The organism is Methanobacterium spitsbergense, from assembly GCF_019931065.1.
Taxonomy (GTDB): domain Archaea; phylum Methanobacteriota; class Methanobacteria; order Methanobacteriales; family Methanobacteriaceae; genus Methanobacterium_B; species Methanobacterium_B spitsbergense.
The window spans coordinates 17,839-44,827 of record NZ_JAIOUQ010000002.1 but is presented as its reverse complement, the minus strand read 5'-3'; the positions used below and the strand labels follow the sequence as shown (position 1 = coordinate 44,827).

The following is a 26,989-nucleotide window of genomic DNA, read 5'->3' as shown; positions in this document are numbered from 1 at the left end:
TTTAAAACTCTTCTTCATATCCTTTCTTTATATTTTAGTTCTTTAAATGTGATTTTAAATGTTGTTCCTTCGTTTTGGTCGAGTTTGATTGTGCCTTCGAGTTGTTCTACTAGGGTTTTTAGTAGTTGTAGTCCCAGTTTTTTGGGTTTTTGGATGTCAAAGTCTTTTGGTACTCCTATTCCGTTATCATTTACTATTAGTTCGGTTTCTTCATCTTTGGTATGTAATGATATGGATATTTCGCCTTTTGAATTTGGAAAAGCGTGTTTAAGGCTATTGGTGACCATTTCACTAATAATTAGTCCTAGGGGTATGGCTGTTTCCATATTGAGTGTTATATCCATAATATCGGTAATGAGTTTGATGTTTTTAGAAAGTGTTGAGTATGTTGCGAATAGTTGAGAGGTAAGGGCTAGTATGTATTCTTTAATTTGGATGCTTGAGATGTCTTCGGATTGGTATAAATTATCGTGTATGAGTGCCATTGATTTAACCCTGTCTTGAACATTGATAAAAAGACTAGTATCTCTTTTATCAAAGACTTGGGAAGATTGAAGACTTAGGAAGCTGGAAATAATCTGCATGTTATTTTTAACCCTATGATGAATTTCCCGTAATAACATCTCTTTCTCATCTATAGCTCTTAGTAAATGAGTTTCAGCTTCTTTACGTTCTGTTATATCACTAATCACTCCTAATATCCGGATTGGAACATCTTTCTCGTCATTATAAACGTTACCGTATACTTCGATCCATCGTATTTCTTTATCTGCCCTAATGATTCTGCATTGGAAAAATAATTTTTTAGTATCATAAGATTTTTCAAATCTTTGTTGGACATATTTACGATCTTCAGGTAAAATATGTTCGAAGAAGATTTTTGTATCCCATTCAGGTAAAAGTGTATCATAACCAAATATCTTGTCGTGATCAAGTGTCCTGATTGTAGTATCATTTACCAGATCTAAATCCCAAGCACCCATATCAGCCGATTCTAAAGCAATATTAAGTCTTCTGACATTATCTTGGATAATTTTATCCTTCTTTTTACGTTCTTTTATTTCTGCTTCAAGCAGAATATTAGCATGAACCTTTTCCGCAGTTTGTTTCTTCAATGCTTCTTTAGCATTTTCCTGTTTTGTCACATCCTCATAAATGGCTACTATTTCACCTGTGGGGGCTTTGAAAACATAGTTTTGATAATAGTTAGCAAATTTCTCATCTACATAGATTTTTGCCGGATATTGAATAGGTTTTCCAGTCTCCCAGACCTCCTTAAAAATAGGAATTAAACCATATTCATCAATTTCAGGTCTAATATCCTTGAGACTTTTACCGATAACATTTTCTCTCGTCATACCTTCAATTTTCTGGCTGGCAACATTAAATTCTTTAATAATGTAATCACTACCATTTGATCCATCATTTTGTACTTGATAAACTGAAATTCCACTAGGCATATTATCAAAAAGACCACGTAAAAGTCCTTCACTCTCAAGAAGTTCTTTTTCAGCCTTTTTACGTTCTGTAATATCGCTGAAAATCACAAGAATATAACCCGGCATATTATCCTTCTTTATAATGGTTAATGAAGTTTCTCCATGTCGGATTTCGCCATTTTTATCTTTGATTCGGGTTTCAAAAGGAGTTATATCTTCATGCTTTAATAAATGTGAAAATTTTTTTTCAAGCAAGTCTAATTCATCTTCTGGGAAAATTTCTAATTCCATGAAATGTTTTCCAACCAATTTTTCTTTTGAAATTCCGATTATTTGCTCTGCTGCCCCATTATAATCTAGGATTACACCATTCGAACCGATAAGTATTGTGTAATTCGGATTGGATTCAAAAAGGGTTTTATATTTCTTTTTACTCTCTTTTAGAGCATTTTCTACCTTTTTATTTTCAGTGATGTCTAAGATGGATGCCAATTCTTTTTGTGTACCTGGGATGGTGGCAATTGTTACATGAATATTTTTTATGTTTCCGTGTTTATCCCTAAATTTGGTTTCATATTGCCTGGGAGGTACGTCTGGTCCATTTCGTAAAGCATAATATCCTTTTAGTCTATCTAATTCTTCTTTGACTATGAAGTTTGTCCATTTTTTTTTGCCTTCTATTTCATTTTTAGAATAGCCAGAAAGTTTTTCAGCTTGTGTGTTTGCCTGGGATATTGTCATGTCTTTGTCAATGATTATTGTTGCAGTTCCAGTATTCTCAAACATTGTCCTGTAATAGGTTTCTGATTCTTTCAAAGTTTTTTCAGCTTTTTGACGTTCAGATAGGTCTCTTATGATAGATGTGAAGTATATTTTTTGCTCTGATTTCCAGGCGGACAGCGACATTTCAAAGGGAAATTCAGATTTATCTTTTTTTAATCCTATTGTAGTCACTGTTTTGCCGATAATTCTGTGTTTACCACTTTCCTTGAACTTTTGTAGTGATATTAGATAGTTTTTATGGTACCGGATGGGCATGAGGATGGTTAATGGTTTACCAGTTAAATCTTCTTTTGTATAGCCGAAGATTTTGGTTAGGCTATGGTTGAAAAAGATTATTTTTCCATTTTCATCGGTAGTTACTATGGCATCTATAGCGGATTCTGCTACGGCACGGAATCGTTCTGCACTTTTTTTAAGGGAAATTTCAGCTTTTTTACGTTCCGTGATATCTCGGACAGATTCAATAGCTCCATATTGTTCTCCTTTACTGTTTAAAAGTGGTGAAGCAGTCACCCAGAGATAAGCACCTCGTCCATCGTATACTGAAGGTACAAATACTTCTGCATACAGAGTTTTGCCCTGTTTGTGAATATATTCATACTTCTCACGAAATTCGGGGTTTCCTAGTTTAATAAGGTCTATTAAGATTGGACGACGTTCCCCATACCAGGGTATGGAATATGCATGATCTCCTTTACCAATGATATCTTCTTTGAGAGTGCCAGTCATCTTTTCAATAGAGTTGTTCCAAGCAATAACCTTCCCTTCTAGATCAATTGCGAAAGTAGCATCCGGTAAAAAGTTAATAATATCCGTTAAACGTTGTTTTGATTCTTTCAAAACCTTTTTTGCTTCTTCTTGTTCAGTGACATCCCTTATTATGGCTTGTATTAAGTATTCATTCTCAATTTTTATCCGGTTTAAAGTAATTTCGGAATAAATAGGTATTCCATCATAACTGAGATGTTTCCAATTGAAATGTTGAGGATAACCATCCAAAGCCTTTTTAATATGTTCAATAGCCCTATCTTTAGATCTTGTTCCGTCTGGTTGTAGTTCAGGGGAAAAATCATAGGGTGTTTGACCTATTATCTGTTTCCGGGTCACTTTGTAGATCTCCAGGGTTTTTTCATTACATTCTATGATATTTTCCCCTTTCATTAGAAATATTCCGTCACTTGCATTATCAAAAATGGCGTGATATTTATTCTCACTCACTTTGAGAGCTTTTTCAGCTTTTTTTTGTTGGGTGATGTCGTGGAAAATGCAATGTGTTTGTTTGAAGTTTCCCAATTCATTGTATCCAATTTTTCCTTCGTATGAAACATTGATTTGTGAACCATCTTTATGTTTCATTTCAAATTCGACTTCATGTATTTCGCCTGCATTCTTAAAATGTGGGAAATTCTTTTTAAAATGTTCTTTATATCCTGGTGCTAAGAAATCGGCAAAGTTTTTGCCAATAACTTCATCTTTGGAGTATCCTAAAATATCAAGCCAAGCGGGGTTAATATCTAATAAAAATCCATTTTCATCTAAAGATTGATATGGGAGTGGACTATTTTCAAAAAGAAGATAAAACTTTTTTTCACTTTCTTTTAATTCTTTTTCCATCTGGTTTTTGTAGATTGCGAGTTCTATGGCATATTTAAGTTCTGTATGGTCGTATGGTTTTATTATATATCCATAGGGTTCTGTGAGTTTAGCTCTTTCAATTGTGGACTCTTCAGAATGAGCAGTTAAATAAATAACAGGTATATTTCTGTCTTTAATATTGGAAACAGCTTCAATACCATCAATATCCTCTTTAAGAATTATGTCCATCAAAATAAGATCTGGCATTATTTCTAAAGCTTTCTCTACAGCTTCTTCGCCACTGGATGCGACATATAGAACTTCATAACCAAAGGATTCCAATGTTCGCTTAATATCCACGGCTTCTATGTTCTCATCTTCTACTAATAGAATTTTAACATCTGCCATTATGAACAACTAATAATATTGTTTGTTAATAACCCTATTTGTTTTTTTGGAATTTTAAATCAGTTGATGTGAAAAAGGTCAATAAATCCTTGTTTTTATTAAAAAACCTTTTGTATTTAGTTGTAAAATAAAAAAAATATTTTTGGAAAAATTTTTAGGATGATATCTGTTCCATAGTTTCTTTACTTATCCTAGTTATTGGCCTATGAATACAATAATATTTTTAGATTTTGAATTTAAATTGAATATATAAATACTATTTATGTATTAACTCCTATAAAAACATGCTAAACCTATAAAATTGTTCAAATGGTATTATATGTCCTAAGTCCTATGATTAGCAACAGGAATTAGAAATTAGATTTATATATTAGTATATTATACATATACCAATATAGGAGGGATTACAATGAATAAGAATATAGGTTTGGGAATTGGGGCTTTAATAATTGTATTAGTTGTTGCTTTTTCAGGATGCACAAGTACTCCTGCAAAAGAAACTGTAATAAAGGAATTTAATGTTTCATCACTTGAAAGTATGTCAGTTTTTGGCAGTAAAGGTATAATTTTTGATATTCCTGATAATGTAACAAAAGTAAGGGTAGTTTATAACTTAACAGGGGCCAATTCTTATGGAATGGGTTCTAATGGTAATATGGGAGTTTCAAGTGATAATATTGATCCTAATAGTGGACAATCTCCAATAGGTTTTGATAATCAATATTTAGAAGCAGGCCCGGGTAAAACTATTTCTGGTGAACAGAATTTCACATCCCATGGTGGCTTTTATTATGGTGGTAGTTTTGTTAAAGGTAAAATAACAGTTTATGGAACTGAATAACCTTTTTATTTCTTTTTTTTAATTTTTTAATAGATGAAATAATAAATATTCCACAAAGGTATTTCATAAAAAAAGACTTTTTTTAGCTGATTCAAATAATATAAATATTTTATATAAAAAAGTAATTATGGAAGATTTAATATTTTTTTCAAATTACAACCAACGGTGAATGATCAGATATTTTAGACTCCCTGATTTGAGAATCTGAATAAACTGATACATCCTCTAATGTTTCAGCAAGCTTTGATGAAACGAATGCATAATCTAATCTGAACCCAGTTCCAGAGTAGTGAAACCAAGTATATCCTTTAGACTCTTCTGTTCCATTGTACTTCCACAAGTCTATGTATCCTAATTCTTCTAGTTTCATTAAATCCTTGGCATTGTATTCTGTTTTATTTGAAGAATCTTCTTTGGTGCAACTGTTAAAGTCACCTGTTATCAGTACTTTATTTTCAACATGCTTCTCAGCGTAATCTAATATTTTCTTCCAGAATAAATTCTTTTGAGATCCTGACTTGTCTGGAACATATACTCCAAGCACATATAAATCCATGAGGGGAATATAAACTTCAACCCATCTATCCTCAACATTCTTGGTTATAAATTCCTCTTTACTTGCAATAAATGAACCTAACTCACCATTTTCATTTGATGGTTGAGTTTTATACCCTTTCTCAACTAATTTAGCTATAATTTCTTTACCATTATCATTTTTAATAAATTCTGTAAGTACGATCATATCAAAATCATTGTTTAACAAGTAATCCACTATTTTGTAGGTACGTTTCTCCCCACCGAATCGTATGTTGAAATTTAAAATTCTCATTTATCTCTCCCCTAATCCTGAAAATAAAGTTAAAAACAATTATTTATGCATATAATTCGATTATTCTTTATAGCGAATATTATTGATATGTTTCGCATTAGATAAAAGGAGGACTATTTATTTACAAGGAACATTTAGTCCGTTTTTCATGAATTTTTGATTCCGAATTCAGACAATTATAAATGAGAATATTTTCATAGATATTTTATTCAAAATTATTTTAATATAAATAATTCTGGGGAACTATATGGTCAAAGCTGATGCTAATATTAAAAATGTAGATGAATTGGAAAAAATTAGAAAAAATGAAGCATTACTCGCTAATTTACTTGAAAATTCTTCTCAGCCCTTTAGTGTAGGATATCCCAATGGACAATTGGGACTTGTTAATAAAACATTTGAGGAGCTTACTGGTTACTCAATGGAAGAGCTCAAAAGTACAGATTGGTCTGAAATTCTCACTCCTCATGAATTCAGGGATATGGAAAACGAAAAACTTGAAGAACTTCAACGCACAGGACAACCAGTAAGGTACGAAAAAGAGTATATAAGGAAAGATGGGACCAGAGTACCAATTGAACTATTGATGCATATAGTAAAAAATGAAAATGGCACACCTGAGTATTATTATTCATTTATCACTGATATCAGTGAACGTAAAATATCTGAAAAACTTAAACAAGAACTTTTAGAGAAGAAACAACAACTTACAGAGGAGTTAACAACTTCGTATGAAGAATTAAAATCCACGAGCGAAGAACTCCATAAATCTAATGAAGAACTTCAACAATATTCAGAAATGTTATCTACAATATATGAATTGAACCCAGATGCTATAGTTCTAACAACATTATCTGATTCAAAAATTATCGATTGTAACCAAGAATATCTAAATCAGATCGGTTATTCACGAGAAGAAACTATTGGACATACATCAATAGAACTTAATTTACTTACTTCCGAGGAACGTAACGCCTATATTGATGCAACACGAGGAAAAAAGAGCGTATCTAATTATGAACTAAGGGTTAGAAGGAAAGACGGATCATTAATCAACGTTCAATATTCTGCCAGACACATAACAATTAACAATGAACCAATAATACTCAACATAGGTCACGACATTACTGAACGTAACAAAACTGAAGAAAATTTAAAGGAAAGTGAAGAACGATTGCGTCTAGCCCAAAACCTAGGCAATGTAGGCATATGGGATTGGAATACAATCACAGATGAACTTCATTTTACCCCCGAACTCGAGCAATTATACGGCTTGACTCCCGGAACAATAAAAACATATCAAGATTGGCGTCAGTTAACTCACCCTGATGATATTGAAAAAATCGAAGTCGAAAGAGATAATAAAATTGCAAAAAACGAGCCATTCGATTTAGAATTCCGTATATTCCACAATTCAGGAGATATACATTGGTTATCGGCCAAAGGCGGGGCTATTTATGATAACCAAGGCAGTGTCATTCGTGTACTTGGTGTAAACACAGATATCACTGACCGAAAACATGCTGAATTGCTTACTCAGAAGCTTTTAAAGAATGAACAACAACTTACAGAAGAACTAACAACCTCAAATGAAGAATTACAATCCACAAGTGAAGAGCTTCAAGTATCCAATGAAGAACTTATCCATCAAGGAAATAGATTATTACAAATAAATAAAGCGCTGGAGGAAAGTGAAGAGCGTTTCCATGATCTTGCTGATAATATTCCTAATTTGGCATGGATGGCAGATGCCACAGGTTGGATATTTTGGTATAATACGCAATGGTTTGATTATACTGGTACAACATTAGAGGAAATGCAAGGATGGGGCTGGCAAAAAGTTCATCACCCTGACTATGTAGAGTCTATTACAGATGACTGGGCATCGAATATCAAAGCGGGAAAACCATATGATAACATATTCCCATTAAAAGGGAAGGATGGGAACTATAGATGGTTCCTAACGAGGGTTACTCCAATTAGAGATGAGCAAGGTAAACTTTTACGATGGTTTGGTACTAATACAGATATTACAGAACTTAAAAAAAGTGAAGAACATAATCAGAAGCTTTTAGAAAGTGAACAACAACTTACAGAAGAACTAACAACCTCAAATGAAGAATTACAATCCACAAGTGAAGAGCTTCAAACCTCAAATGAAGAATTAAGATACACTACAGAGGAGCTCCAGATATCTAATGAGAATCTTAGAAAAGTCTTGAAAAATTATGATCAACTTAATCATACCCTTATGGCACTTAGAGATAGTAGTTTTGCGATGATGCATGCTAATGATGAAGATTTTTATTTGGATGAAGTTTGTAGAATTATAATTGAAGACTGTGGTCATTCAATGGTTTGGATAGGTTTTACAGAAGAAGAAAGTAAGAAAGTTTTTCCCGTAGCATATTCTGGTTTTGAAGAAGATTATCTTAAAACATTGAATATCACATGTGATGATACAGAACGTGGCCAAGGACCTACAGGCACTGCTATTCGAACAGGAAATGTTTATATTTGTGAAAATATGTTCACAGATCCAAAATTCAAACCTTGGCGTCAAGAAGCCACCAAACGTGGTTACGCATCTTCAATCGTTCTACCACTTATTAATGATAATAGAGTATTTGGTGCATTGAATATTTATTCAAAAGAACCTAGTCCATTTTCAGAAGAAGAAATAGATTTACTTAAAGAGTTAACAGATGATATATCTTATGGACTTGCATCCCTCAGATTACGCATTGAACATGAGAAAGCCGAAAAAGTATTAAAAGAAAGTTTGATAGAAGTTGAGAGATCTAATGCTGAGCTTGAACAATTTGCTTATATCACCTCCCATGATTTAAGAGAACCTTTACGTATGATTACCAGCTTTTTACAGTTATTAGAGAGACGATACGGTGATCAGTTGGATCAGGACGCTAATGAATTTATAGGATTTGCAGTAGATGGGGCAAAACGATTGGATGCAATGATAAATGATATTCTAATCTATTCAAGAGTATCAAATAAAGAAAGAAATTTAACTACAGTAGATAATAATGAGGTTATTCAAGAGGTTTATGTAAATTTGGCAGCTTCAATAGAAGATACTAATGCTGAAATTACTTATGACTCATTACCATCAATTATTACAGATAAACAATTAATGATTCAACTGTTCCAAAACCTCATAAGCAATGCTATTAAATATCGAAGCGAAGAAACACCTAAAATTCACATATCTGCAACAAAAGAAAAAAATCAATACCTCTTTACAATAAAAGATAATGGAATTGGAATATCCCCAGAACACTTAGAAAAAATATTTACAATCTTTCAACGACTTCACACCCGTGACGAGTATGAAGGAACTGGAATTGGGCTTGCAATTGCCCAAAAAATTGTACATCAGCAAGGTGGATACATCTGGGCAGAATCAAAACTAGGGAAAGGTTCAACATTCTATTTTACAATCCCCATCAAAGAATAACTTTTGAATTCATTTTATTTTTTTTATTTTGTTCTTATGTGACCTCTATCTCAATAGGGAATATGTTCAGTTATCTTAATCAATAGGAACCTGTACAGTTACATAGTTAATCTTTAGTTTTATTCATTATATGGATTATTTAGATGAATTTATAGGAATTTTGGAGTAAACAAAGATTTTAACGGATGTATTGTTAAAAGCTGGTTGTTATACATGGAATATTGGATTCTGATACGTAGCTTTATATAGTGATAGCAAAAATATCGGTGCCTTATTTTTTATTTTAATATTTATTTTAATTATTCGCTATTTTTACAAAAATAGGTGACAAATTGCCAAAAAAATACGGAAAGGGTTCAAGAAAATGCAGCAGATGTAATGATCATTCATCTTTAGTTCGAAGATACAATCTTATGTTATGCAGACAATGTTTCAGAGAAATTGCAGCTAGAATTGGATTTAAGAAATATAACTAGAAATTCATTTTATAAGCTTTCAAAAATGGAAAAAATTGATTCTAATATTTTTAGTTGGATTTGATTTTTAAATTCTATTTAAATTATTATTTTAGATAATTAATTTTTTATAATGGGGGTTTATATGTTAAAAAATTCACAAGTTCAAGAATTATTAATGGACATCACAGATGATGAAAAAAATAGTATTACGATTATTGAATGTTTATTAAATGGTAAAACATCTGATGAATCTATTGCTGAAGAAACTGAAATAAAGTTAAATATTGTAAGAAAGATCCTTAATAAATTATATGACGCAGGGGTAGCTTCATATAAAAGATCTAAGGATCCTGAAACCAACTTTGAAATTTATAATTGGAAATTTGACCAGAAAAAGGTAAATGATATAATTAGTGATAAACACGAAGATTTATTGAAAGAAATTGAAAGATCACTAAAATATGAAAAAGATAATATGTTCTTTGCATGTAAGGCCAATGGTCACAGATACATATATGAAAATGCTTCAGAATACAACTTTATATGCCCAAAATGTGGTGAATCACTTGAATATCAAGACAATACTTTAATAATAGGGGAACTATTAAATAAGAAAGCCAAATATGAATCTATGAGTAAAATAAAAACAGAATACTTAAGTTATATAAATTAAACTAATTTATAGAATTTATTAAAAAATTTTTAAACCAAATTGGCATATAGTTTGTATTTTTACTTGAAGAAATGTATAACAATTATTTCTCTTCATTTAGGCGAGAATAAGTATAACTAACCATATTTGCCATGGGATAACTTACAATATTTTCATTATCTACTGCAACTTTGATAAGATTATTTTTTTCATTTATTTCAATACCAATAATAATGTTATCATTAAATTTCCCACTTCTTTTCAATAATAATTCAGATTGATCCATATATGAAATTAAAACCCAATCTACAAACATTTCTTAACATCCCCTGATACTTTTATGTAACTATCTTCTTAATTTATTTTTACATATCTGAATTCATCATTATAATTACTAGGGATATTCTTTGGATTATATTTTTTTATAAAATTATTAATTTCATTCGATCCTATTTAAAAAAAATATTCAATATATAATTTATTTTGTTTTATCATTCAACTTCCCAAATAAATATGTTTTTCTGCTGTTTTGCCCTTTTTAGCTAATTTTTGTTTTTCAAGTAGTCTTTTTTGTTTTTTCCTGTGATTATATACTTTGTTATGGATTAACATTTTTTTTCTCCTCTTAAATTTTTTTTATGTAACTACTAGAATAAATTTTTGATTCCTATTCCTATAAAAAATAAGCCTGCAGTAAGGATTGTTGTTATTTAATTGTTCAAATTTATCCATTACTTTCCAACAATTTTTTTCTCTCATTTATTAATATGTTCTATATAATCACATTATATATCAAAACCCTTGGATAAGATGATATAACAACGATCTCCATCCATTCTGAAGGTTTCAAGGTGGATATACCATCCATTGATCTTGTATTTATTCAGTTCATCATAAAATTTTTCTTTGTCTGTTGTTTCTAATATTTTCCATTGCATAAATTTTCCTCAATTCAATTTTTTATAGGATTTATTAATTTTTTTTAATTGAAATCAAACTTCTAACAAAAATATTATTCGTTCATTATATAAATTTCACCCTTCCATTCAAGGAGATTGGAATATATAATTTGAAATAATTTGATTAAAATATTAAGATTGATCATCAAAATAAAGATCTTTTGGATTCTTAATAATTTTTTCATTTATTTTGTAAATTGCTAGATCTACTTGATATTTAAGTTCTCGAATAACAATGGATTTAAATATATATGTATTGGGCGTTGTCAGCTGGGTCCTAATTAACTTTTTACATCATCATGAGGTCACTAGTTATTTTTTTAGTTTGACATGACCAATTCTTCATATATTTTTATTATTTTTATCCATTAAATTCCATGTAATGTTTCCACAATTACATTTAACAGCTTCTGCACGAGGACCATTAATAACCAAGTGTATAAAAGTACCACATTTATCACACTGGAAAATTGAAAACAGGTCATGGAATGTTTCAACAACTGGTTTGAAGTCTTCAAGTGTGAAATCTGTCCCTTCATTAAAATGTACAGCTGGATTTACAGCCCATCTTTCCAAATTTATTTTTTCAAATATTTCCTTTGAAAAGTCTTCAATCTCGGTTAATCTTTCAAGTTCATCATAATTTTCCCAGGATCTTGCAGCGGTTTTAGCATGTTTAAGTTGGCTTTTATATTCAGACATTGCTCCACTTAACAAATCACCCAACTCATACTGGCCATTAAATTTGAACCTCACAGGGGCTTGTAATGATGCGCAAACTTGGCTGAAATATTCTTCTGAACCTCTTCTGAGTTTGGCAGCAGCTGAAGGTATATCATTTCTATCAAGATCATTTTCTATTACTTCCCATATATCTCCTAATATATTCATAGAAGGACCGTTTTCAATAGTCCAGTTAGAGAATTCAATCCTATTCTTGGATGTGATAACACCTTCTGATTGCAGTTGCCTTGCCCATGTCTGGTCATGGGTGGTAATAAAGAATTGTCTTCCCTTGAAGAAGTTAGCTAACAGATTACATATCTCTCTTCTGTGTGGTGCATCAACACTCATCATCACATCATCCAAGATTATGAGATCAATAAATCCTTGTGTGAGCCTTTCTGCAAGTGCAAGATACAAGCAAATACCCATACTATCCTGGTGTCCTTCACTGTGAAGTGCATGTGGAGGATTTACTCCTCTGCCATGAAAATCAACCTTAAAATCTACTCCTGCACCTTCTGAAACTAAAAGGGCATTAAACTCCATTTCATCAAATCCATGAAGTTGCCTATAGAGTTCAACAAAACGATCTTTAATCTCAGCGAATAAATTATTTAAAATGGAGTTTCTAGATTCTAAAAAAGTGTTTAAAAGAATTTCCCCTTTTTTATATGATTCAAATGATTTTAAACAATCATTTGTTGACTTTTCATAATTTTTGAGGTTCTCCTCGAGCTTGGTTAAATTATCCCAAGCAGTTTGTTCATCAGATGGCTCTGGTGAAATTTCAATAGCCGCAGAATAAATATTATCTAAAATAACCTGTAAATTTACTGGTGCTAGAAGAACTTCTATTAAGTGACCATTAAATCGGGGATCAGGATAGTTATCACCCTCAAGAACAGATAAAAGTATTTCTAAATCATTAAACCAATTCTTCAAAATGTTTATTTCTTCCTTTAATTCTAATATCTCAGCTGATTTTATTATTTCATTCAAACTTGCAAGTACTTGATTCACTTCTATGATTAACTCATCTGATAATTTAATCATTCTATCCAAATTTTCTGCTGCATATGTTAGAACTTCTATCTTATTTTTTAAATGTTCCTTAAGATTATCGGTTTCCCATAGGGTATCACAAAGTGGACAGCTACCATCATGACCTAATAAATCCAATCCTAATCTTGATAGTCTAAGATGATCTAATGCATCTTTCATATTGTGGTCAGAAGATATTTTAGCCTTTAAGTCACGTAATTCAACGTCTATATTACGTATATTCTCTCTATTTTCAACTGATTTTATGATCTGAAGTTTATCAATATCATTTTTTAATAAACGAGTGTTTATTCCCATATCTGAGGGTAAACTTTGAGATTCTAGATTTTCTTTTAATTTATCTGATTTAAGTTCTTCTATGGGTGTTCTGCCTAAAATTTTCCTTTTTAGATTTACAAAATCAAGTATTTTATCTTCATCAAAGCTATTTATTCCAACATTAGAATTAATAGCTGCAGATATGGTATTTCTGGAATTTTTAGCTGCCTGATAATTACTTTTTAGAGTATTTCTGACTTTTAATAATTTCATACGTGTTTCTTCAACATCTGTAATCTTAAGAAGAGTTTGTATCTGTTTGCCACGTGTATTTGAGTCGGCATTGACGTAGTTAAGTATTTCGCGCCGGGTTAAAACATGCTGACCTCGACTAGCAAGTTCTAAAACAGGGTTTATCACCTCTTTAACGGAATCATCACATATCAAATCATTTGGACTTGAAAGGTTTCGTTTAATTTCAATAGGTTCTTCAACACCATGAATCTGGACCATTGCTTTAACATCTGTATCTTCGGCTGAATAATCAATATGATGGCCATGTTTTTTTAAAGTAATACCCTTGGTTCCCTTACCGGTCATACGGGATATCTGTCCCGTTAAAAGAAAATCTAATGCATCCACAACAGCACTTTTACCGGAGCCATTAGGACCGTAGATCAAGAAGTTTTTTCCCTCTGGTTTAATTGTAAGGTTTCTTATCCCTCTGAAATTATGAATCTCAAGTTCAAGCAGTTTCATAGAATACAACACCTAACCCGTTAAAAGATCAATAATATCGTTAGGAATTATCATCCCTTCTTGAACCATGGATTCTATCTTTTCAACAGTTTCCAAGTTAAAATCTGGATTATCCTTAAGTTTCTTTAAGGTTTCTGCCCAAACATCCTCTAAAACAGTTTTTGGAACACTCACGCTTTTTTCTATGATAATACCTCCATTATAATAGAAATAATAGTAAATAAAAATTAAATTAGATTATATTATGATATATCATTTTAATAAATCTTTATTAATATTTTTTTATAATGATACTGATATATTCTTTAAGAAATCCGTAAATCTAAAGAATATGTATTTTATCCATTGATCATTCGAAAAACAAGCTATTTTTCCATATTTGCTGTTATAATTCCATCTTTACAAGTTATTGATATTAGAGTGAGATGTGAGTCAACTCGTATAGTATCATTTTCCTCATTATAAATTAACTTCATCCTTTGATCCTCTTTACTTTTTAGATGAATGTATATTCTATCATTGCTAGTATTTCTGTTAAACTTAAAATGTGCTTTTCCATTTGCATAATAATGATGAGTTACGTCAGTAATTTCAAATTCATCTATCTCTAAATAAACTGAAGACATTCTTGGCATATATCTCCCTCCATAAAATACTTGGAGGGTTTATTAATTAATATTTTCTATAAACTGAATACTCAAAAGTTTAATGAACTAAATTTTAAACCATTTTTTACATTCAGGACAATAGTACTCGGTAACAATGATAGTAAGATATTTTTTACCTTTTGGTTCTGAATCTCTGTCTTTTGAACGTATTGGATGGATGTAACGGTTTTTTTGACCTTCAAATCCACAACGGGGACATTTGATATTAATTATAATAATTGTATTTTATAACTGTTAAAATATAGGTTTCAGAATATCATTTGATTATTTAGGGAACCCCCCCCGGGAACCCTAATGTCATCTTTCCATTAAAAACAAATAAAAATAAATTAATAGTATTATTTAATCTATTTCTTTAATTGCTAGTTCAATATCTACTGCTTTAATAGTTGTTCTTCCAGCGTGTTTTGCAAGTAGAATTGCTTGTTTGGAAATATCTTCTCCATATTGTTCTAAAACTTTTCCTAAAGCTTCTTTTGAATCCTCACTGATTCTTATATTTGCATCTGCATTTTTTATTATTCTTCTTATTGGTGCTATTGATAGTTCACCCATATTTATCACCATATATAGTTAACAGCCTCATTTTATTTAAATACATTGAATTTTAATGGATTTTCATAACGATATATACTTTTTATAAAGATTTTGTGATTATAATCACCAAAAAACAGTTTATAATAGTGCATATAATAATATTGCTCACATTTACTGGTCTTTTATATTCTTTCTACTAACTCTTTTCCTTCACGAGTGAGCTCTATAATGTGGCCATCTGCGGTTTTTCCATTATATTTAATGTGTCTTTTATGTCTTAGGTCGTGGATATAGGATCTTAGAATAGGACATTTAATTTTTAATTTTCCTGCTAAGTCTTTTTCAGATATTCCATTATTAGCTTGATTTACTATTTTCATGATTTTCATTTCATTTTCTTCCATCTAAACTCACTCCTATTCGGTCAATATTATTGAAATAGTTCTATCAAATATATAATGATTCTTCAATAATTTTTATCTCTTCATCAGTAAAACCGTAAAACTCATAGACCATTTGATCAATCTCGTTAGTAGTTTCCTTTATTTTTTGGAGCATGGGATTAATGACATTTATACTCTTTTCAAGCTCGTCTTTAAGCGTTTGATAGTTATTTCGGGATTTAATATCCACTTTATTCTTCTTTATTCTGCCAAAAAGTTATCTAATTCTAATTCATAGTATTTATCCAACTTTTTAGAGAATTTTTCAATATTAAATGTATGTTATAGCCAATTCAGAAAACAAACTTGGATTTAACAAATAGAAAAAAAGAGGAAATATTTTCCTGTTTAGAATTTGAAGTGTTAGTGAATTGCAATGATAAGCTTAATGAAGATGGTGGCTGTTCAAATATTAACTATGGACAATATTTATGAATATTATTATTTATTTACTTGCTCATTAATCCAGTTATAAGTTTCATTGAAACCTTTTTCTAAAGGGATTTGGGGTTCCCAGCCTAAAATCTTTTTTATAAGAGTTAAATCTGCATTTCGTCCTCGAACTCCCTGTGGGGCAGATAGATCATATTTTTTTTCTATATCTTTTCCAGATATGTCAATAATTAAATCTGCAATCTCATTTATAGTAATTAAACGGTCTGATCCTATATTTAGGGGTTGATTAAAATCAGATTTCATCAAACGGAGGATTCCTTCTATACAATCATCGATATAACAATAAGATCTGCTCTGTTCACCATCACCCCATATTTCAATTGTTCCAGGATTAGATGTCTGTGCTACCTTACGACAAAGTGCTGCTGGTGACTTTTCTCTTCCCCCATCATAAGTACCCTCAGGACCATAGATATTATGGAAACGGGCAACTCTAACCTCTAGATCGTAATCTCTTTGATAAGCTTCACACATTTTTTCTGTGTAAAGTTTCTCCCAGCCATAAAAATCATCAGGGTCTGCAGGATAAGCATCTTCCTCCTTTAAACCAGGGTTATCAGAATCTTCCTGAAGGTATGTGGGATAAATACAAGCGGATGAAGAGAAAAAAAATCGTTCTATATTATTATTCAATGATGCTTGTAACATATTAGTATTCATGAGTACGCTATCGTGCATAATTTCTGCACCAACCTCTGTAATGAAACCAATACCACCCATATTAGCGGCAAGATGAAAAACATGATCCATACCTTCAGTTGCCTTTCTACAATTCTCTGCCACCCTTAAATCCAATGTCAATTTCTCAGTGTAATATGGTTCAGAAGTATAACCCTCCCATTTAATATCTACTACTCTAACATCATAATCATCTTCATAAAGCTGTTTTGCAAGATGACTACCAATAAAACCCCCTGCACCAGTAACTAAAATCTTTTCCACAAATTAAACCCCCTATATTCTTCTAGTATATCATAATATTATTATGCAACAATTAACTAATTTTTCATTGTATAAATAGAATAATTTCCAAATGTTTTTGAGAGTTGATAATGAATTCTGATAAAATTGTCTAAATCCGTTACATTACCCTGTTCGCAGACATTTTCGCATCCACTCCATAAAATTATGTATTGCACATTGTTTTGTTTTAATTGGTTAATCATTTCTAACTGCACTGGGAGGGTTTGTAACAACATCACGTTCTAGATCATAATAAAATACACCATTGTCCCTTCCAGCAAGGAAATAAAACATAACATTGTTAATAAATATTTTGTTAGTGTTAATATTTCCCAATGACTTATTTCTAAGGGATGGAATGTAAGTTAAAAAAAATAAGTACTAAGTTCAACAGATTAACATCTAATCATTTTCTGTATTAAGATGGGGAGAGTTGTTTAAATGGATGAAAGAACAGTTTTTGTAGAGGGCGTATTACCAAATTCTGAATCATTAAGTGCTTCAATTAAAAAAGTGTTATTAAAATCTACAAATAATTTAGAATGGCTCTCCAAGGGTGATCTTGTTCTTTTAAAACCTGCACTAAATTCACCTAACCCTTACCCATCCACAACACATCCACTATCAGTAAAAGTTGTCAAGGAAGTTCTAACAGAAATGGGTGCAGAGGTAGTTGTTGGAGATCAATCAGGATTAAAGGATGTTCTCCAAGATTCATCTGGTGTTATACATGGAAAAACTCAGGACAATTATACCAAATCAGGCATGGGCACAATAGAGGACAGATTCATAAGTTTTGAATCTGAAGGCTGGGAAGAAGGATTTATCCACTACCAATCACAACATACTAGATCATGGCCCAAGGGTTTTTATGCAACCAGATGGATTAAAGAGGCTGATCATATTATTAATTTACCAAGGTTAAGTACCCACAGTCAGGGAGGTGTTACCCTGGGTTTTAAGAATATGGTAGGTATATTAAGGGATGATAGCAGGATGGATTTCCATGCAAACGGTCCATTTAATAATTTCATAAAAAATGAAGCCCATGGAAGCAATCTTAAATCAGTAGATGATGGATCTGATACTTTTATTGAGAAGATAGTGGAAATAAATAATGCCATCAAAGAAAAACTTCGTACAACACTTTTTGTTGCAACAAAAGCACAGACAACATTCGGACCAAACACCAATGCCCTTAAAATTGGAAAATTAGAAATAGGTAAGGCACATGTTGTTAAACTCAAACCAGGATTAGTATTTGCAAGTAACGATCCAGTTTCAACAGAATCATTCGCAATAGCAATATTAAAAGACTTAAGAAAGAACTTACCTTCATTACCCCGACTATCTTCGGAATTACTATTATTCTCCAACAATAACGTTACAAAACTCGACGAGACACCCATCAACGATATGAAATTTATACGCCATGCAATTGATATTGGACTAGGAGAAATGCCCACCCAACTAATTTATAACAATATTCCAGAAAGTTTAAAGAAACGCTTAAAAGAATACATTTAAAAAAAACGTTATAAAATTAAGAATTAATTATTCTTTTATATGATACATCTTGATTAATTGTTAAATAGCTCTGAGACTTCCTTTTTTCAAGATTAAAACCGCAACATTTACCGAAGTTAGTAATTAATTGTTTTATTATTTAAAAAGATTTTCATATAAACTTTTTTTGAATTTTATGGAAATGGATGTGGTAAAATTAAGCGACAGCAATTTGTATTATTATCTAAATTATTGAACAGTGCCCAGATTCCACTAAAAAAATTAACAGGATATGACGTTTAAAGTCTCCTTCTAGACTCAATTAAATCCTCTAATTTCTGCATATCAACTTGTCTTTCATATAATGGTAATTTATCATCAGTATAAACTTTTAAAGTCTCTTCGAAAGTTTTCTTATCATTGTTTTTGTAGAATATTCCTAATGGATATTTATCTTTTTCTGCGGCTCTTTTTAATGCTTCATTTTTATTGAATAGATCATGGGAAATGTCAAGATGATATGTATTTTCTTTAAACCATTGATAAGTATTTATTTTATTAAAGGTTACACAGGGCTGAAATACATCCACAAGTGAATAGCATTCATGATTTATTGCTGGTTTAAAAGTTTCTTTCATATGTTCAGGATCTCCGGAAAAAGTTCTTGCCACAAAAGAGGCATCTAGAGCAATAGCAACTGTTAATGGATTAAACGGTTCTTCAGATACACCTTCTACTTGATATGATGTTTTCATTCCCCTCAGGGTTGTAGGAGATGCTTGGCCTTTAGTTAAACCATAAACCATATTGTCATGGACTATACAAGTTATATTAGGATTTCGGCGAACAGTAGTGTATGAAATGATTACCTCCCTCTCCATACATATCTCCATCACCAGTTGTCACTATCACTTTAAGGTCTTTGTTTACGGCTTTTATCGCTGTTGCAGGTGAAAGAGCTCTGCTGTGAAGACTGTTATATGTATGTGATTTAAGGAAATGTGGTAATTTACCTGCTTGACCTATTCCAGATACAATTACCAATTTAAGAGGGTCAATTTCAAGTTCAGAGCTAAAACTTTTTTTAAGTTACTAAGAATTGAAAAGTTCCCACAACCAGGACACCATGCAATTTCTGCATCTTCTATATCAAATACTTCTGGATCCATTAAACCACTTCCATGAAGTTTTTTAAACTTTCTGTAACTTCTTCAACAGAAAAAGGCCTTCCATTATACTTTAAAACATTTTTATTTATTTTAAAATCTGTTTGAAGTTTTATGAGATTAGCAAATTGGGATTCATCAATATTTTCAAAGATAATAGTCTTATCGGCTTTATCAAGATATTTTTTAGTACTATCATGTAAAGGATAAACTTGTTTAAAATATAAAAATGCAATATCTTCTCTGTTCAGATTATCTAATGCTCTAATAAATATACTACAAATAATATATATAACAATATATTCATGGGGGATAGAATTGTGACCATTGAAATATTTATCATATTCCTAGTAGTTCATTTATTGGCTTTGATTATAGGAATTTTGTTACTTTATTATTCATTGTTGCTATTGCGAAGATTGAAGAGTAAAGATTTTGCTCTTTCAATGATCTTTCTAAATGAAAAAAAAATAATTAAAATTCTATTTGTACTGGTAATAGGTTCCCTAATATTCTTTATTGGACAGATATATTCTAGTTATGTCAATTATATTGCTATCAGCAACCTAACTATGGCTGTCGCCCCATCTTTATCAATAAAATATGTTTTGGTGAATTTGGTTAGATTTGTATATTCATTTGTGTTATTGTATTTTGTTTATGAACTACAAAATATACTAAAAGGGGAGAACTATGATTAAATATTTTATATTTTTTACTTTATTGCTGTTTGCTTTGATGTTTATATTCCCATTACTGTTCTATTTAAATGTTTTAAAATATAAAAAGGCTGCATTAGGGCTTTTAGTATCTCAAAAAGCCCAGAGTATTAGAGCATTCAAGTTCTTTGCATTTGCTATGATTTTATATGTTATCAGCATGTTCATTTTGATTTTAGTCGATATATACCCAATGGCATTTTTAAGTATTATTTTCGTCATTGTCAGTACTATTCTGGCCATAACACTAATTTATGTTTACTACAAACTGTACAAAATCACAAAAATTAGATAAAAATAAATAGGAAGAATATTTTAAATAAAAAGAAGGAATTCTGGAGTTTTATCATGAATGTTAAGCAATTTGAGAAAGCAATTGATTTTTATCGTTTACTAGCAAAAGAAGAGATGGAGAATGAAAAAATCGTTAATGGAACAATTATTGGTCCAAAATCTAAAGTTAAAAAGAAAAATTTTGATATAAATGACATAATCCATCCTTCAAGACAGTTTCTAGGTAAAAATGCGGGTGAAAATTTAGATAGTGTATATGTGAGCACGTTTAGGATAGGACATTTTAATCTCCCTGAGCAACTGGCTTCTACGGGTCAGGGAACAACATTTGTTGGTGGAATGGAATTTGGATCCAATTTGGTTAAGCAGAAGATAGTTAAAAGTTTAGAAGACCTTAGGTTATTATTAGCTGATTACAAGATGGGTATTGTTGATGTATTTAATGAAAAACAGGAAGATGGGGAAAAAATTATGAATATAAGGGTTTATGAGTGCATAGAATGTGTTGATTTACCCAATATCGGCAAACCCATATGCTATTTCGAAGCAGGTATTATTACAGGTGTTCTTAAAGAGCTTACAAAAAAAGATGTGATAGCTGAAGAGAAACGATGTTGGACTAGTGGTTTTTCATTCTGTCAATTTGATGTAAAAATTAAGGACTAAAAATTAATATAATCCCGATTAGATAATGTAATATATCCATTTATATCACTAATAGATTTATTCAAATAATTATTCGGATTAACTATCCATAATGGTCAGATTTAAAATAATTCCAAAAAATTTATCTTAAAAAAAAATTATGGGGTAATAAATATGGGCAAAACTAAAAAGGATAGATTGGATGATGTGCTTACAGGTCTCATGCAAGTGGGCCAGATTAAAGCTTGTGGTATTGTATCTAAGGAGGGTCTTTTAATTAATTCAAGAACACCTCCTGATGTTGATGCCAGAATATTTTCTGCACTTTGCTCAACAATAATGGGTGCTGGAGAAGCAGCCTCAGGACAACTTGCAACAGGAATAGTGAGCCAAATTTCTGTTACAACTGAAAAAGGAACTATTGTACTTCTTCCTGCAGGTTCAAAAGCCATATTAACAGTTTTAACTGATCCTGAAGCTCAACTTGGACTTATATTCTTTGAGATGGAAACACGTGCCACGCAGGTAGATGAAATCCTACGGGAGATGTAAGAGTTATGAAAAAAACTCACATTCCCAAACTTGACGACTTCCTCGGTGGAGGGATTCCCAGTGGATCATCCATAATATTTTGTGCAGTTCCTGGAGTTGAATGTGAAGCCTTTGGATATCAAATCCTCAACGGTATAATAGAAGATGGAAATAAAGGTTTTATATATACCAACGTTGCTGAACCCCACAACATAATATATGAATTCAGCAGATATGGATGGAACCTTGAACAGTATATTGAAGAGGAAAAGGCTTTCTTTGTCGATGGAAGTTCACAATTCTTAGGAGTACCTCCCATGGGTAAATATTCTATTGATGAATTATCCCATATAGAAGGAGTTGTACTTAAAGCAATAGAAGATGTCCCCGATGGTGTTGGAGTTATAAATAATTTATCAACACTCATTGATTACCTTGAAGAGGATAAAGTATTAGAAATCATGGGCAAATGGAATGAACGTGCAAAGCAAAAGGATGTTATTTTAGTTTATATTTTCACCAAATGGGACTACAATCCAAAATTCATAGATTCTATAAAGAATAGTGTGGATAGTGTTGTTAGTTTAAAAAGTATAGAAGAAAGGGTTATAATAGGTCAGGGATTCATGGTAACAACTGCATCATGGACAAAGCCCCAACATAATATGGTTCTATTTTTCGTGTTACAGCCTGGTGGTGTAAAAATATATATTCCCAAAATTCTTGTCACAGGCCCATACAACGCAGGAAAATCGAGTTTTGTTAAAGCAGTATCAAAAGAATCAGTATCTGTTGATAGAATGGCTTTAGAAAAGTTTCCAACCACCATTGCTATGGATATTGGCCATATTGATCACAATGGTTTCATTGCAGATGTATTCGGCACTCCCGGTCAGGAACGTTTTGATTTAATGCTGGATGTCCTGGCCAAAGAATCTGTTGGTGCCTTTATTTTAGTGGACTCTACTGCACCCCAAACATTTGCAAGGGCTAAAGAAATGATAAATAAAACACAGGCCGAAGCCATTCCCAAGGTAATTGTAGCCAATAAACAGGACTTGCCAGATGCCATGGAACCCGAAAAAATAAGAGAAGCAATGAAGCTCGATAAAAGTATCCCAATAATACCCACAGCAGTAAAAATGAATAAAGGTGTAGAAGAATCATTAGACACGCTTTTAAATCTTTTATACGGAGATCAATAATGATACCATGTATTGAATCCGGAATCCCCGGTTTTGACGAACTCACACATACAGATACAGTAACCGGCGGAATACCAGAGAATTCATCAACATTAATATATGGTCCTCCAAAAACAGGTAAAACAATATTCTGCAACCAATTTGCATACAAAGGACTTTTTATACAAGAACCATGCCTATATATCACTACAGACCATGGGATTAAACAGTTAGAAAATAACATGCTGGAATTTTTATTGCCCATTGAAAAATTCATTGATGATAATAGTCTTTATGTAATTGATACCGTAACCGATGTGAGTAGTGGATTGCCAATAGAATCTGAAACAATTATATTTTCACACAACAACAATCCAACAGATATTATGGTTAAGGTTGGTTCTGCAGTAAATTATATCAATAAAGAAAGTTTGAGATTCAGATCTGTATTAGATTCTGCTGTAAATCTCCTTGGATATAACGATTACATGTTGATAGTACGTGTTTTAAAAGCTTATTTAATGAGAATTAATGAATTTGGTGGGACTCCAATAATTACTTACACAGAAGATGCAGTTGATAAAAGAGTGGAAACAATGCTCAAATCCATGGTTGACAATATTATAAGGTTAGATGGGAACAATTTAACTGTTGAAGCCATGAAAGGTATTGGGAAAAGAAGTTCACCCTACCAAATAACAAACAAAGGTATTGAGCTATGAATAAATTTTTAGAATTAATTAAACATAAATTTACTCTTAAAGAGGTTACAATCCATGATTGAAGTTATAGAATCTGGAATTCCAGGATTTGACGAAATCACAGTTTCAGAAAGTATATCTGGGGGAATTCCAAAAAATGGAACCACTTTAATATATGGTCCACCAAAAACAGGTAAAACAATATTCTGCAACCAATTCACATACCATGGACTTACAAAAGAAGAACCCTGTCTTTATATAACACTCGATTATGGTATAAAACAACTTAAAAGCAATATGATGGACTTCCAGTGGTTAATACAGAATTATATTCAAAATCAATCATTGTATATAATTGATGGGATTTCAAAACTTTCTGGTGCAAAACTGGATGATACGAACAACTATAAAATCTCTTCAGCAAATAATCCTGCTGATATAATGGTTAAAGTTGGTATTGGAACAAGATCGGTATACAAAAAATCTAAACATTTTAGATCAATACTTGATTCTATAAATACGTTCATTGAATTCAACCCGGAACAGATGGTTATTCGAGTCTTAAAGGCATACTTAAGACGAATCAGCGAAGCAGGTGGTACGGGTATTATCGCTTACACCGAAGGTGTTGCAGATCCAGAAACAGAAAATGTGTTGAAATCACTTTTTGACCACACAATAAGGTTAGATGGTGAAAATCTATTGATAGAATACACATTAGAAGATTATGATGTTCATACCTTTGAATCATCCTACAAAATAACTGATAAAGGATTTGTAGTTGGGAAGATATAGTTGAATATTAAGATTCAGTGTTAACAAATTTTTTTTAGGGTTTGTTCATTTCTTGTAATATTTCATTTGAGACTTTTAGGAACTTTTCAACAATATAACGATATTTTTCTTCACTTTTTTTAACTGCTTCTTCTGATTTTTTTCTTTCGCTTATGTCTCTGATAATTGCTGAGAAATATGTTGTCTCTTCGGATTTCCATGTAGAAAGTGACATTTCAAAGGGAAATATTGTTCCATCTTTTTTTAAACCTGTTGTCTGGACTGTTTTACCAATAAGTTTATGTTTTCCGGTTGTTTTATACTCTTTTAATTGTTTTAGATAGGGTTTTTTAAATTTATCCGGCATTAATATTGTTAAATTTTTTCCTGTTAATTCGCTTGTGGAGAATCCAAACATATTTTTTAAAATTTTATTAAAAAATAAAATATTCCCATCATCATCAGTTGTAACAATTCCATCATTAGCAGACTCTGCAAAGGTTCTGAAACGTTGTTCACTTTTTTTAAGAGCCCTTTGTGTTGATTTGCAACGTTCTATTTCTTTTTTCATTTCAGCTATTTCGCCACGGAGTTCATCTTCAATTTCCTTTGACATTTTTTTATAACCCCATAAAATAAATTCATTAATAATTTTAACTAGTTAATTATATTGTGATAGGATGGTAATAAAATCTTATTAAATTACTATAATTTAGAATTAATTTTTTTACAACTAACTATACTGTCCCATTTATAGTATTTGTAATCATATTCGATTGTAAATTTAGTTTTACTAATTTTAAAGAATGATCTTTCATTATATTGATCTTTAAATGCAAAATAGTATTAAACATTGTGAATTTAGAATTGTTTAAAACTAATTAAAACGAATCATAATGTTCGTTCTTAAACGAATGTTCTTTTATATACGAACAAGAGTATTTATAAGTTGCTGTCATCATAATATTTGCCAGTGCAATAAAAGAAAACATTCTTAAAATTTGATTCAAGTTCATTACTAATTTATATATAAAATTTGGAGGGAATTAAATGGTTAAAGAAGTAGATGAAGACAAAGCATTTGAACAGAAATTAAAAGGTAAAATGGGATGGAAATGTTCATGTTCTCTGGATATAGTGGACAAAGAATGTTCACTAAAAGAGATTGCATGCAAAGATTGCGGTAAAGTTTTCAAGACTAACAGGGATGTTGAATATTGCTTTGATTGCGAGAAAAAACATTAAAATTATTCAAAAGATAGGAGTCTATTTATAATCTGTAGTCATGTTGAAGAGGTCCATGGTCCATACAAGGTTATATAAATCGGTTATCGTTTCTACGAATTCTGTATACTGATTCCACACACCTATCGCTGTTTGGGATATTACACTTCCATCCTTAAATTTACAGAATATTAATAGCATCTCTTTTTTATCTCTGATAATTGCCTTTATGAATGGTATTTGGAATGTCTTGATTTCACAATCTAATTTTTTAATATCTTCAGAGATGTCTATTTTTTCATCATCAGTAATGTTGTAGGGTGCTGCTATTATCCTAATCTGAACTCCTCTTTTTAATGATTTATTCAAAGCTTCATTTAATTTTTCAACTTCTTCATGAAACATAAAACCTGCTGCAATGTGCAATGTACTCTTAGCACGACCAATGATTTTTATCTCTTTTTTTACAATCTTATCCGAACCATAAATCAACCATATAGGGGCGGGAGATTTAGATATTTGACTTTCATAGATGTTTATAACTTCTGATTCAGCTTCATCGAGTTCTTCTTTTATTTTCATTCTTGATTTTTCAAAAACATCTTGTGGAGGCACAACTCTATATATCAAAGGTTTTCCTCTTGTAATTTCTAAAAATCCTTTTTTATGTAAGCTTTTTAGTATATCATATGTTCTCGAAAGTGGCACACCGGAATCTTCGCTTATTTCTGAAGCAGTAGCGGATATTAAAGAAGTTAAGGATAGATATGCTTTAGATTCATAGTCAGTAAGTCCTAATATTTTTAATGCATTTATCGTGGCTTGTTTTATTGGAATGAAAATCCCTCCTTTATTTTCTTACTTTATACAGGTTTAGTGAAAAAACATTTATATGTTGCGGATATCTGATCTAAATATTAGAAAATAACTGAATGAAATCCACACCAAGTTATT

The 26,989-nt window shown here is 31.2% G+C and carries 27 protein-coding genes; 11 read left to right on the top strand and 16 right to left on the bottom strand.

The features are described 5' to 3' along the window. Positions 1-14 precede the first annotated feature (14 nt). Positions 15-4,205: a PAS domain S-box protein gene (locus K8N75_RS00850; protein ID WP_223790284.1), complete on the bottom strand. Its 4,191-nt coding sequence runs from the start codon at positions 4,203-4,205 to the stop codon at positions 15-17. Between the two features lie 409 nt (positions 4,206-4,614). Here K8N75_RS00850 and K8N75_RS00845 point away from each other — a divergent pair, with 409 nt between their 5' ends. Beyond that, complete coding sequence (locus K8N75_RS00845; protein ID WP_223790283.1) at positions 4,615-5,046, top strand: hypothetical protein; 432 nt, start codon at positions 4,615-4,617, stop codon at positions 5,044-5,046. A gap of 148 nt (positions 5,047-5,194) precedes the next feature. Here K8N75_RS00845 and K8N75_RS00840 read toward each other — a convergent pair whose 3' ends face one another. After that, positions 5,195-5,875 carry an endonuclease/exonuclease/phosphatase family protein gene (locus tag K8N75_RS00840; RefSeq protein ID WP_223790282.1) on the bottom strand — a complete coding sequence of 227 codons (681 nt, stop codon included), beginning with the start codon at positions 5,873-5,875 and terminating at the stop codon, positions 5,195-5,197. 247 nt (positions 5,876-6,122) lie between these two features. Between K8N75_RS00840 and K8N75_RS00835 the strand changes: the two genes are divergently transcribed. From K8N75_RS00835 to tfe, 3 genes are all read left to right on the top strand, one after another. Next, on the top strand, positions 6,123-9,350 hold the full coding sequence (locus tag K8N75_RS00835) for a PAS domain S-box protein (protein ID WP_223790281.1): 3,228 nt from the start codon (positions 6,123-6,125) through the stop codon (positions 9,348-9,350). Positions 9,351-9,682: 332 nt separating this feature from the next. After that, positions 9,683-9,826, top strand: a complete 144-nt coding sequence (locus K8N75_RS00830; RefSeq protein WP_223790280.1) for a 30S ribosomal protein S14 — start codon at positions 9,683-9,685, stop codon at positions 9,824-9,826. A 124-nt stretch (positions 9,827-9,950) separates the two neighbouring features. Next, on the top strand, positions 9,951-10,481 hold the full coding sequence (gene tfe, locus K8N75_RS00825; RefSeq protein WP_223790279.1) for a transcription factor E: 531 nt from the start codon (positions 9,951-9,953) through the stop codon (positions 10,479-10,481). Positions 10,482-10,563: 82 nt separating this feature from the next. Here tfe and K8N75_RS00820 read toward each other — a convergent pair whose 3' ends face one another. From K8N75_RS00820 to K8N75_RS00780, 9 genes are all read right to left on the bottom strand, one after another. Further along, positions 10,564-10,776: a hypothetical protein gene (locus K8N75_RS00820; protein WP_223790278.1), complete on the bottom strand. Its 213-nt coding sequence runs from the start codon at positions 10,774-10,776 to the stop codon at positions 10,564-10,566. A gap of 469 nt (positions 10,777-11,245) precedes the next feature. Continuing rightward, the gene (locus K8N75_RS00815) at positions 11,246-11,398 is read right to left on the bottom strand and encodes a hypothetical protein (protein ID WP_223790277.1); all 153 of its coding nucleotides are present in this window, start codon (positions 11,396-11,398) and stop codon (positions 11,246-11,248) included. 363 nt (positions 11,399-11,761) lie between these two features. After that, positions 11,762-14,224 (bottom strand): AAA family ATPase, encoded by a 2,463-nt coding sequence (locus K8N75_RS00810; RefSeq protein WP_223790276.1) that lies wholly within the window; start codon positions 14,222-14,224, stop codon positions 11,762-11,764. A 12-nt stretch (positions 14,225-14,236) separates the two neighbouring features. Then, a complete protein-coding gene (locus K8N75_RS00805) occupies positions 14,237-14,398 on the bottom strand; it encodes a hypothetical protein (protein WP_223790275.1) in 162 nt (53 codons plus the stop codon). Positions 14,399-14,589: 191 nt separating this feature from the next. Further along, on the bottom strand, positions 14,590-14,859 hold the full coding sequence (locus tag K8N75_RS00800) for a hypothetical protein (RefSeq protein ID WP_223790274.1): 270 nt from the start codon (positions 14,857-14,859) through the stop codon (positions 14,590-14,592). 375 nt (positions 14,860-15,234) lie between these two features. Further along, a complete protein-coding gene (locus tag K8N75_RS00795; protein ID WP_223790273.1) occupies positions 15,235-15,447 on the bottom strand; it encodes a histone family protein in 213 nt (70 codons plus the stop codon). Between the two features lie 164 nt (positions 15,448-15,611). Continuing rightward, entirely contained in the window at positions 15,612-15,833 is a 222-nt protein-coding gene (locus K8N75_RS00790; RefSeq protein WP_223790272.1) for a hypothetical protein, read from the bottom strand. 480 nt (positions 15,834-16,313) lie between these two features. Beyond that, entirely contained in the window at positions 16,314-17,270 is a 957-nt protein-coding gene (locus K8N75_RS00785) for an NAD-dependent epimerase/dehydratase family protein (protein ID WP_223790271.1), read from the bottom strand. Positions 17,271-17,486: 216 nt separating this feature from the next. After that, positions 17,487-17,627 (bottom strand): hypothetical protein, encoded by a 141-nt coding sequence (locus K8N75_RS00780; RefSeq protein WP_223790270.1) that lies wholly within the window; start codon positions 17,625-17,627, stop codon positions 17,487-17,489. Positions 17,628-17,732: 105 nt separating this feature from the next. Between K8N75_RS00780 and K8N75_RS00775 the strand changes: the two genes are divergently transcribed. Further along, positions 17,733-18,818, top strand: coding sequence for a DUF362 domain-containing protein (locus K8N75_RS00775; protein ID WP_223790269.1), 1,086 nt, complete (start codon positions 17,733-17,735; stop codon positions 18,816-18,818). A 278-nt stretch (positions 18,819-19,096) separates the two neighbouring features. Here the strand turns inward: K8N75_RS00775 and K8N75_RS14050 are convergent, their stop codons facing one another. The 3 genes from K8N75_RS14050 to K8N75_RS14040 are packed head-to-tail and all read right to left on the bottom strand — an operon-like array spanning position 19,097 to position 19,966. After that, on the bottom strand, positions 19,097-19,678 hold the full coding sequence (locus tag K8N75_RS14050; protein WP_255590752.1) for a thiamine pyrophosphate-dependent enzyme: 582 nt from the start codon (positions 19,676-19,678) through the stop codon (positions 19,097-19,099). After that, entirely contained in the window at positions 19,629-19,841 is a 213-nt protein-coding gene (locus K8N75_RS14045; protein ID WP_255590751.1) for a thiamine pyrophosphate-dependent enzyme, read from the bottom strand. Before K8N75_RS14045 ends, K8N75_RS14050 begins: the two co-directional genes overlap by 50 nt. Further along, complete coding sequence (locus tag K8N75_RS14040; RefSeq protein WP_255590750.1) at positions 19,835-19,966, bottom strand: hypothetical protein; 132 nt, start codon at positions 19,964-19,966, stop codon at positions 19,835-19,837. The genes K8N75_RS14045 and K8N75_RS14040 overlap by 7 nt, the downstream gene beginning before the upstream one ends. A 1,064-nt stretch (positions 19,967-21,030) precedes the next feature. Between K8N75_RS14040 and K8N75_RS00760 the strand changes: the two genes are divergently transcribed. From K8N75_RS00760 to K8N75_RS00740, 5 genes are all read left to right on the top strand, one after another. Then, positions 21,031-21,642 (top strand): V4R domain-containing protein, encoded by a 612-nt coding sequence (locus K8N75_RS00760; protein ID WP_223790268.1) that lies wholly within the window; start codon positions 21,031-21,033, stop codon positions 21,640-21,642. Positions 21,643-21,795: 153 nt separating this feature from the next. Continuing rightward, a complete protein-coding gene (locus K8N75_RS00755) occupies positions 21,796-22,173 on the top strand; it encodes a roadblock/LC7 domain-containing protein (protein WP_223790267.1) in 378 nt (125 codons plus the stop codon). 5 nt (positions 22,174-22,178) lie between these two features. Continuing rightward, complete coding sequence (locus K8N75_RS00750) at positions 22,179-23,357, top strand: ATPase domain-containing protein (RefSeq protein WP_223790266.1); 1,179 nt, start codon at positions 22,179-22,181, stop codon at positions 23,355-23,357. Then, positions 23,357-24,058 (top strand): RAD55 family ATPase, encoded by a 702-nt coding sequence (locus K8N75_RS00745; protein ID WP_223790265.1) that lies wholly within the window; start codon positions 23,357-23,359, stop codon positions 24,056-24,058. Before K8N75_RS00750 ends, K8N75_RS00745 begins: the two co-directional genes overlap by 1 nt. A gap of 54 nt (positions 24,059-24,112) precedes the next feature. Next, the gene (locus K8N75_RS00740; protein ID WP_223790264.1) at positions 24,113-24,832 is read left to right on the top strand and encodes an RAD55 family ATPase; all 720 of its coding nucleotides are present in this window, start codon (positions 24,113-24,115) and stop codon (positions 24,830-24,832) included. Positions 24,833-24,866: 34 nt separating this feature from the next. Here K8N75_RS00740 and K8N75_RS00735 read toward each other — a convergent pair whose 3' ends face one another. Beyond that, positions 24,867-25,427 (bottom strand): PAS domain-containing protein, encoded by a 561-nt coding sequence (locus tag K8N75_RS00735; protein ID WP_223790263.1) that lies wholly within the window; start codon positions 25,425-25,427, stop codon positions 24,867-24,869. Positions 25,428-25,861: 434 nt separating this feature from the next. Here K8N75_RS00735 and K8N75_RS00730 point away from each other — a divergent pair, with 434 nt between their 5' ends. After that, positions 25,862-26,056, top strand: a complete 195-nt coding sequence (locus K8N75_RS00730; protein WP_223790262.1) for a hypothetical protein — start codon at positions 25,862-25,864, stop codon at positions 26,054-26,056. 21 nt (positions 26,057-26,077) lie between these two features. On the opposite strand, the gene K8N75_RS00725 is transcribed toward K8N75_RS00730, so the two are convergent. Beyond that, the gene (locus K8N75_RS00725; RefSeq protein ID WP_223790318.1) at positions 26,078-26,836 is read right to left on the bottom strand and encodes a TrmB family transcriptional regulator; all 759 of its coding nucleotides are present in this window, start codon (positions 26,834-26,836) and stop codon (positions 26,078-26,080) included. Positions 26,837-26,989 lie beyond the last annotated feature (153 nt).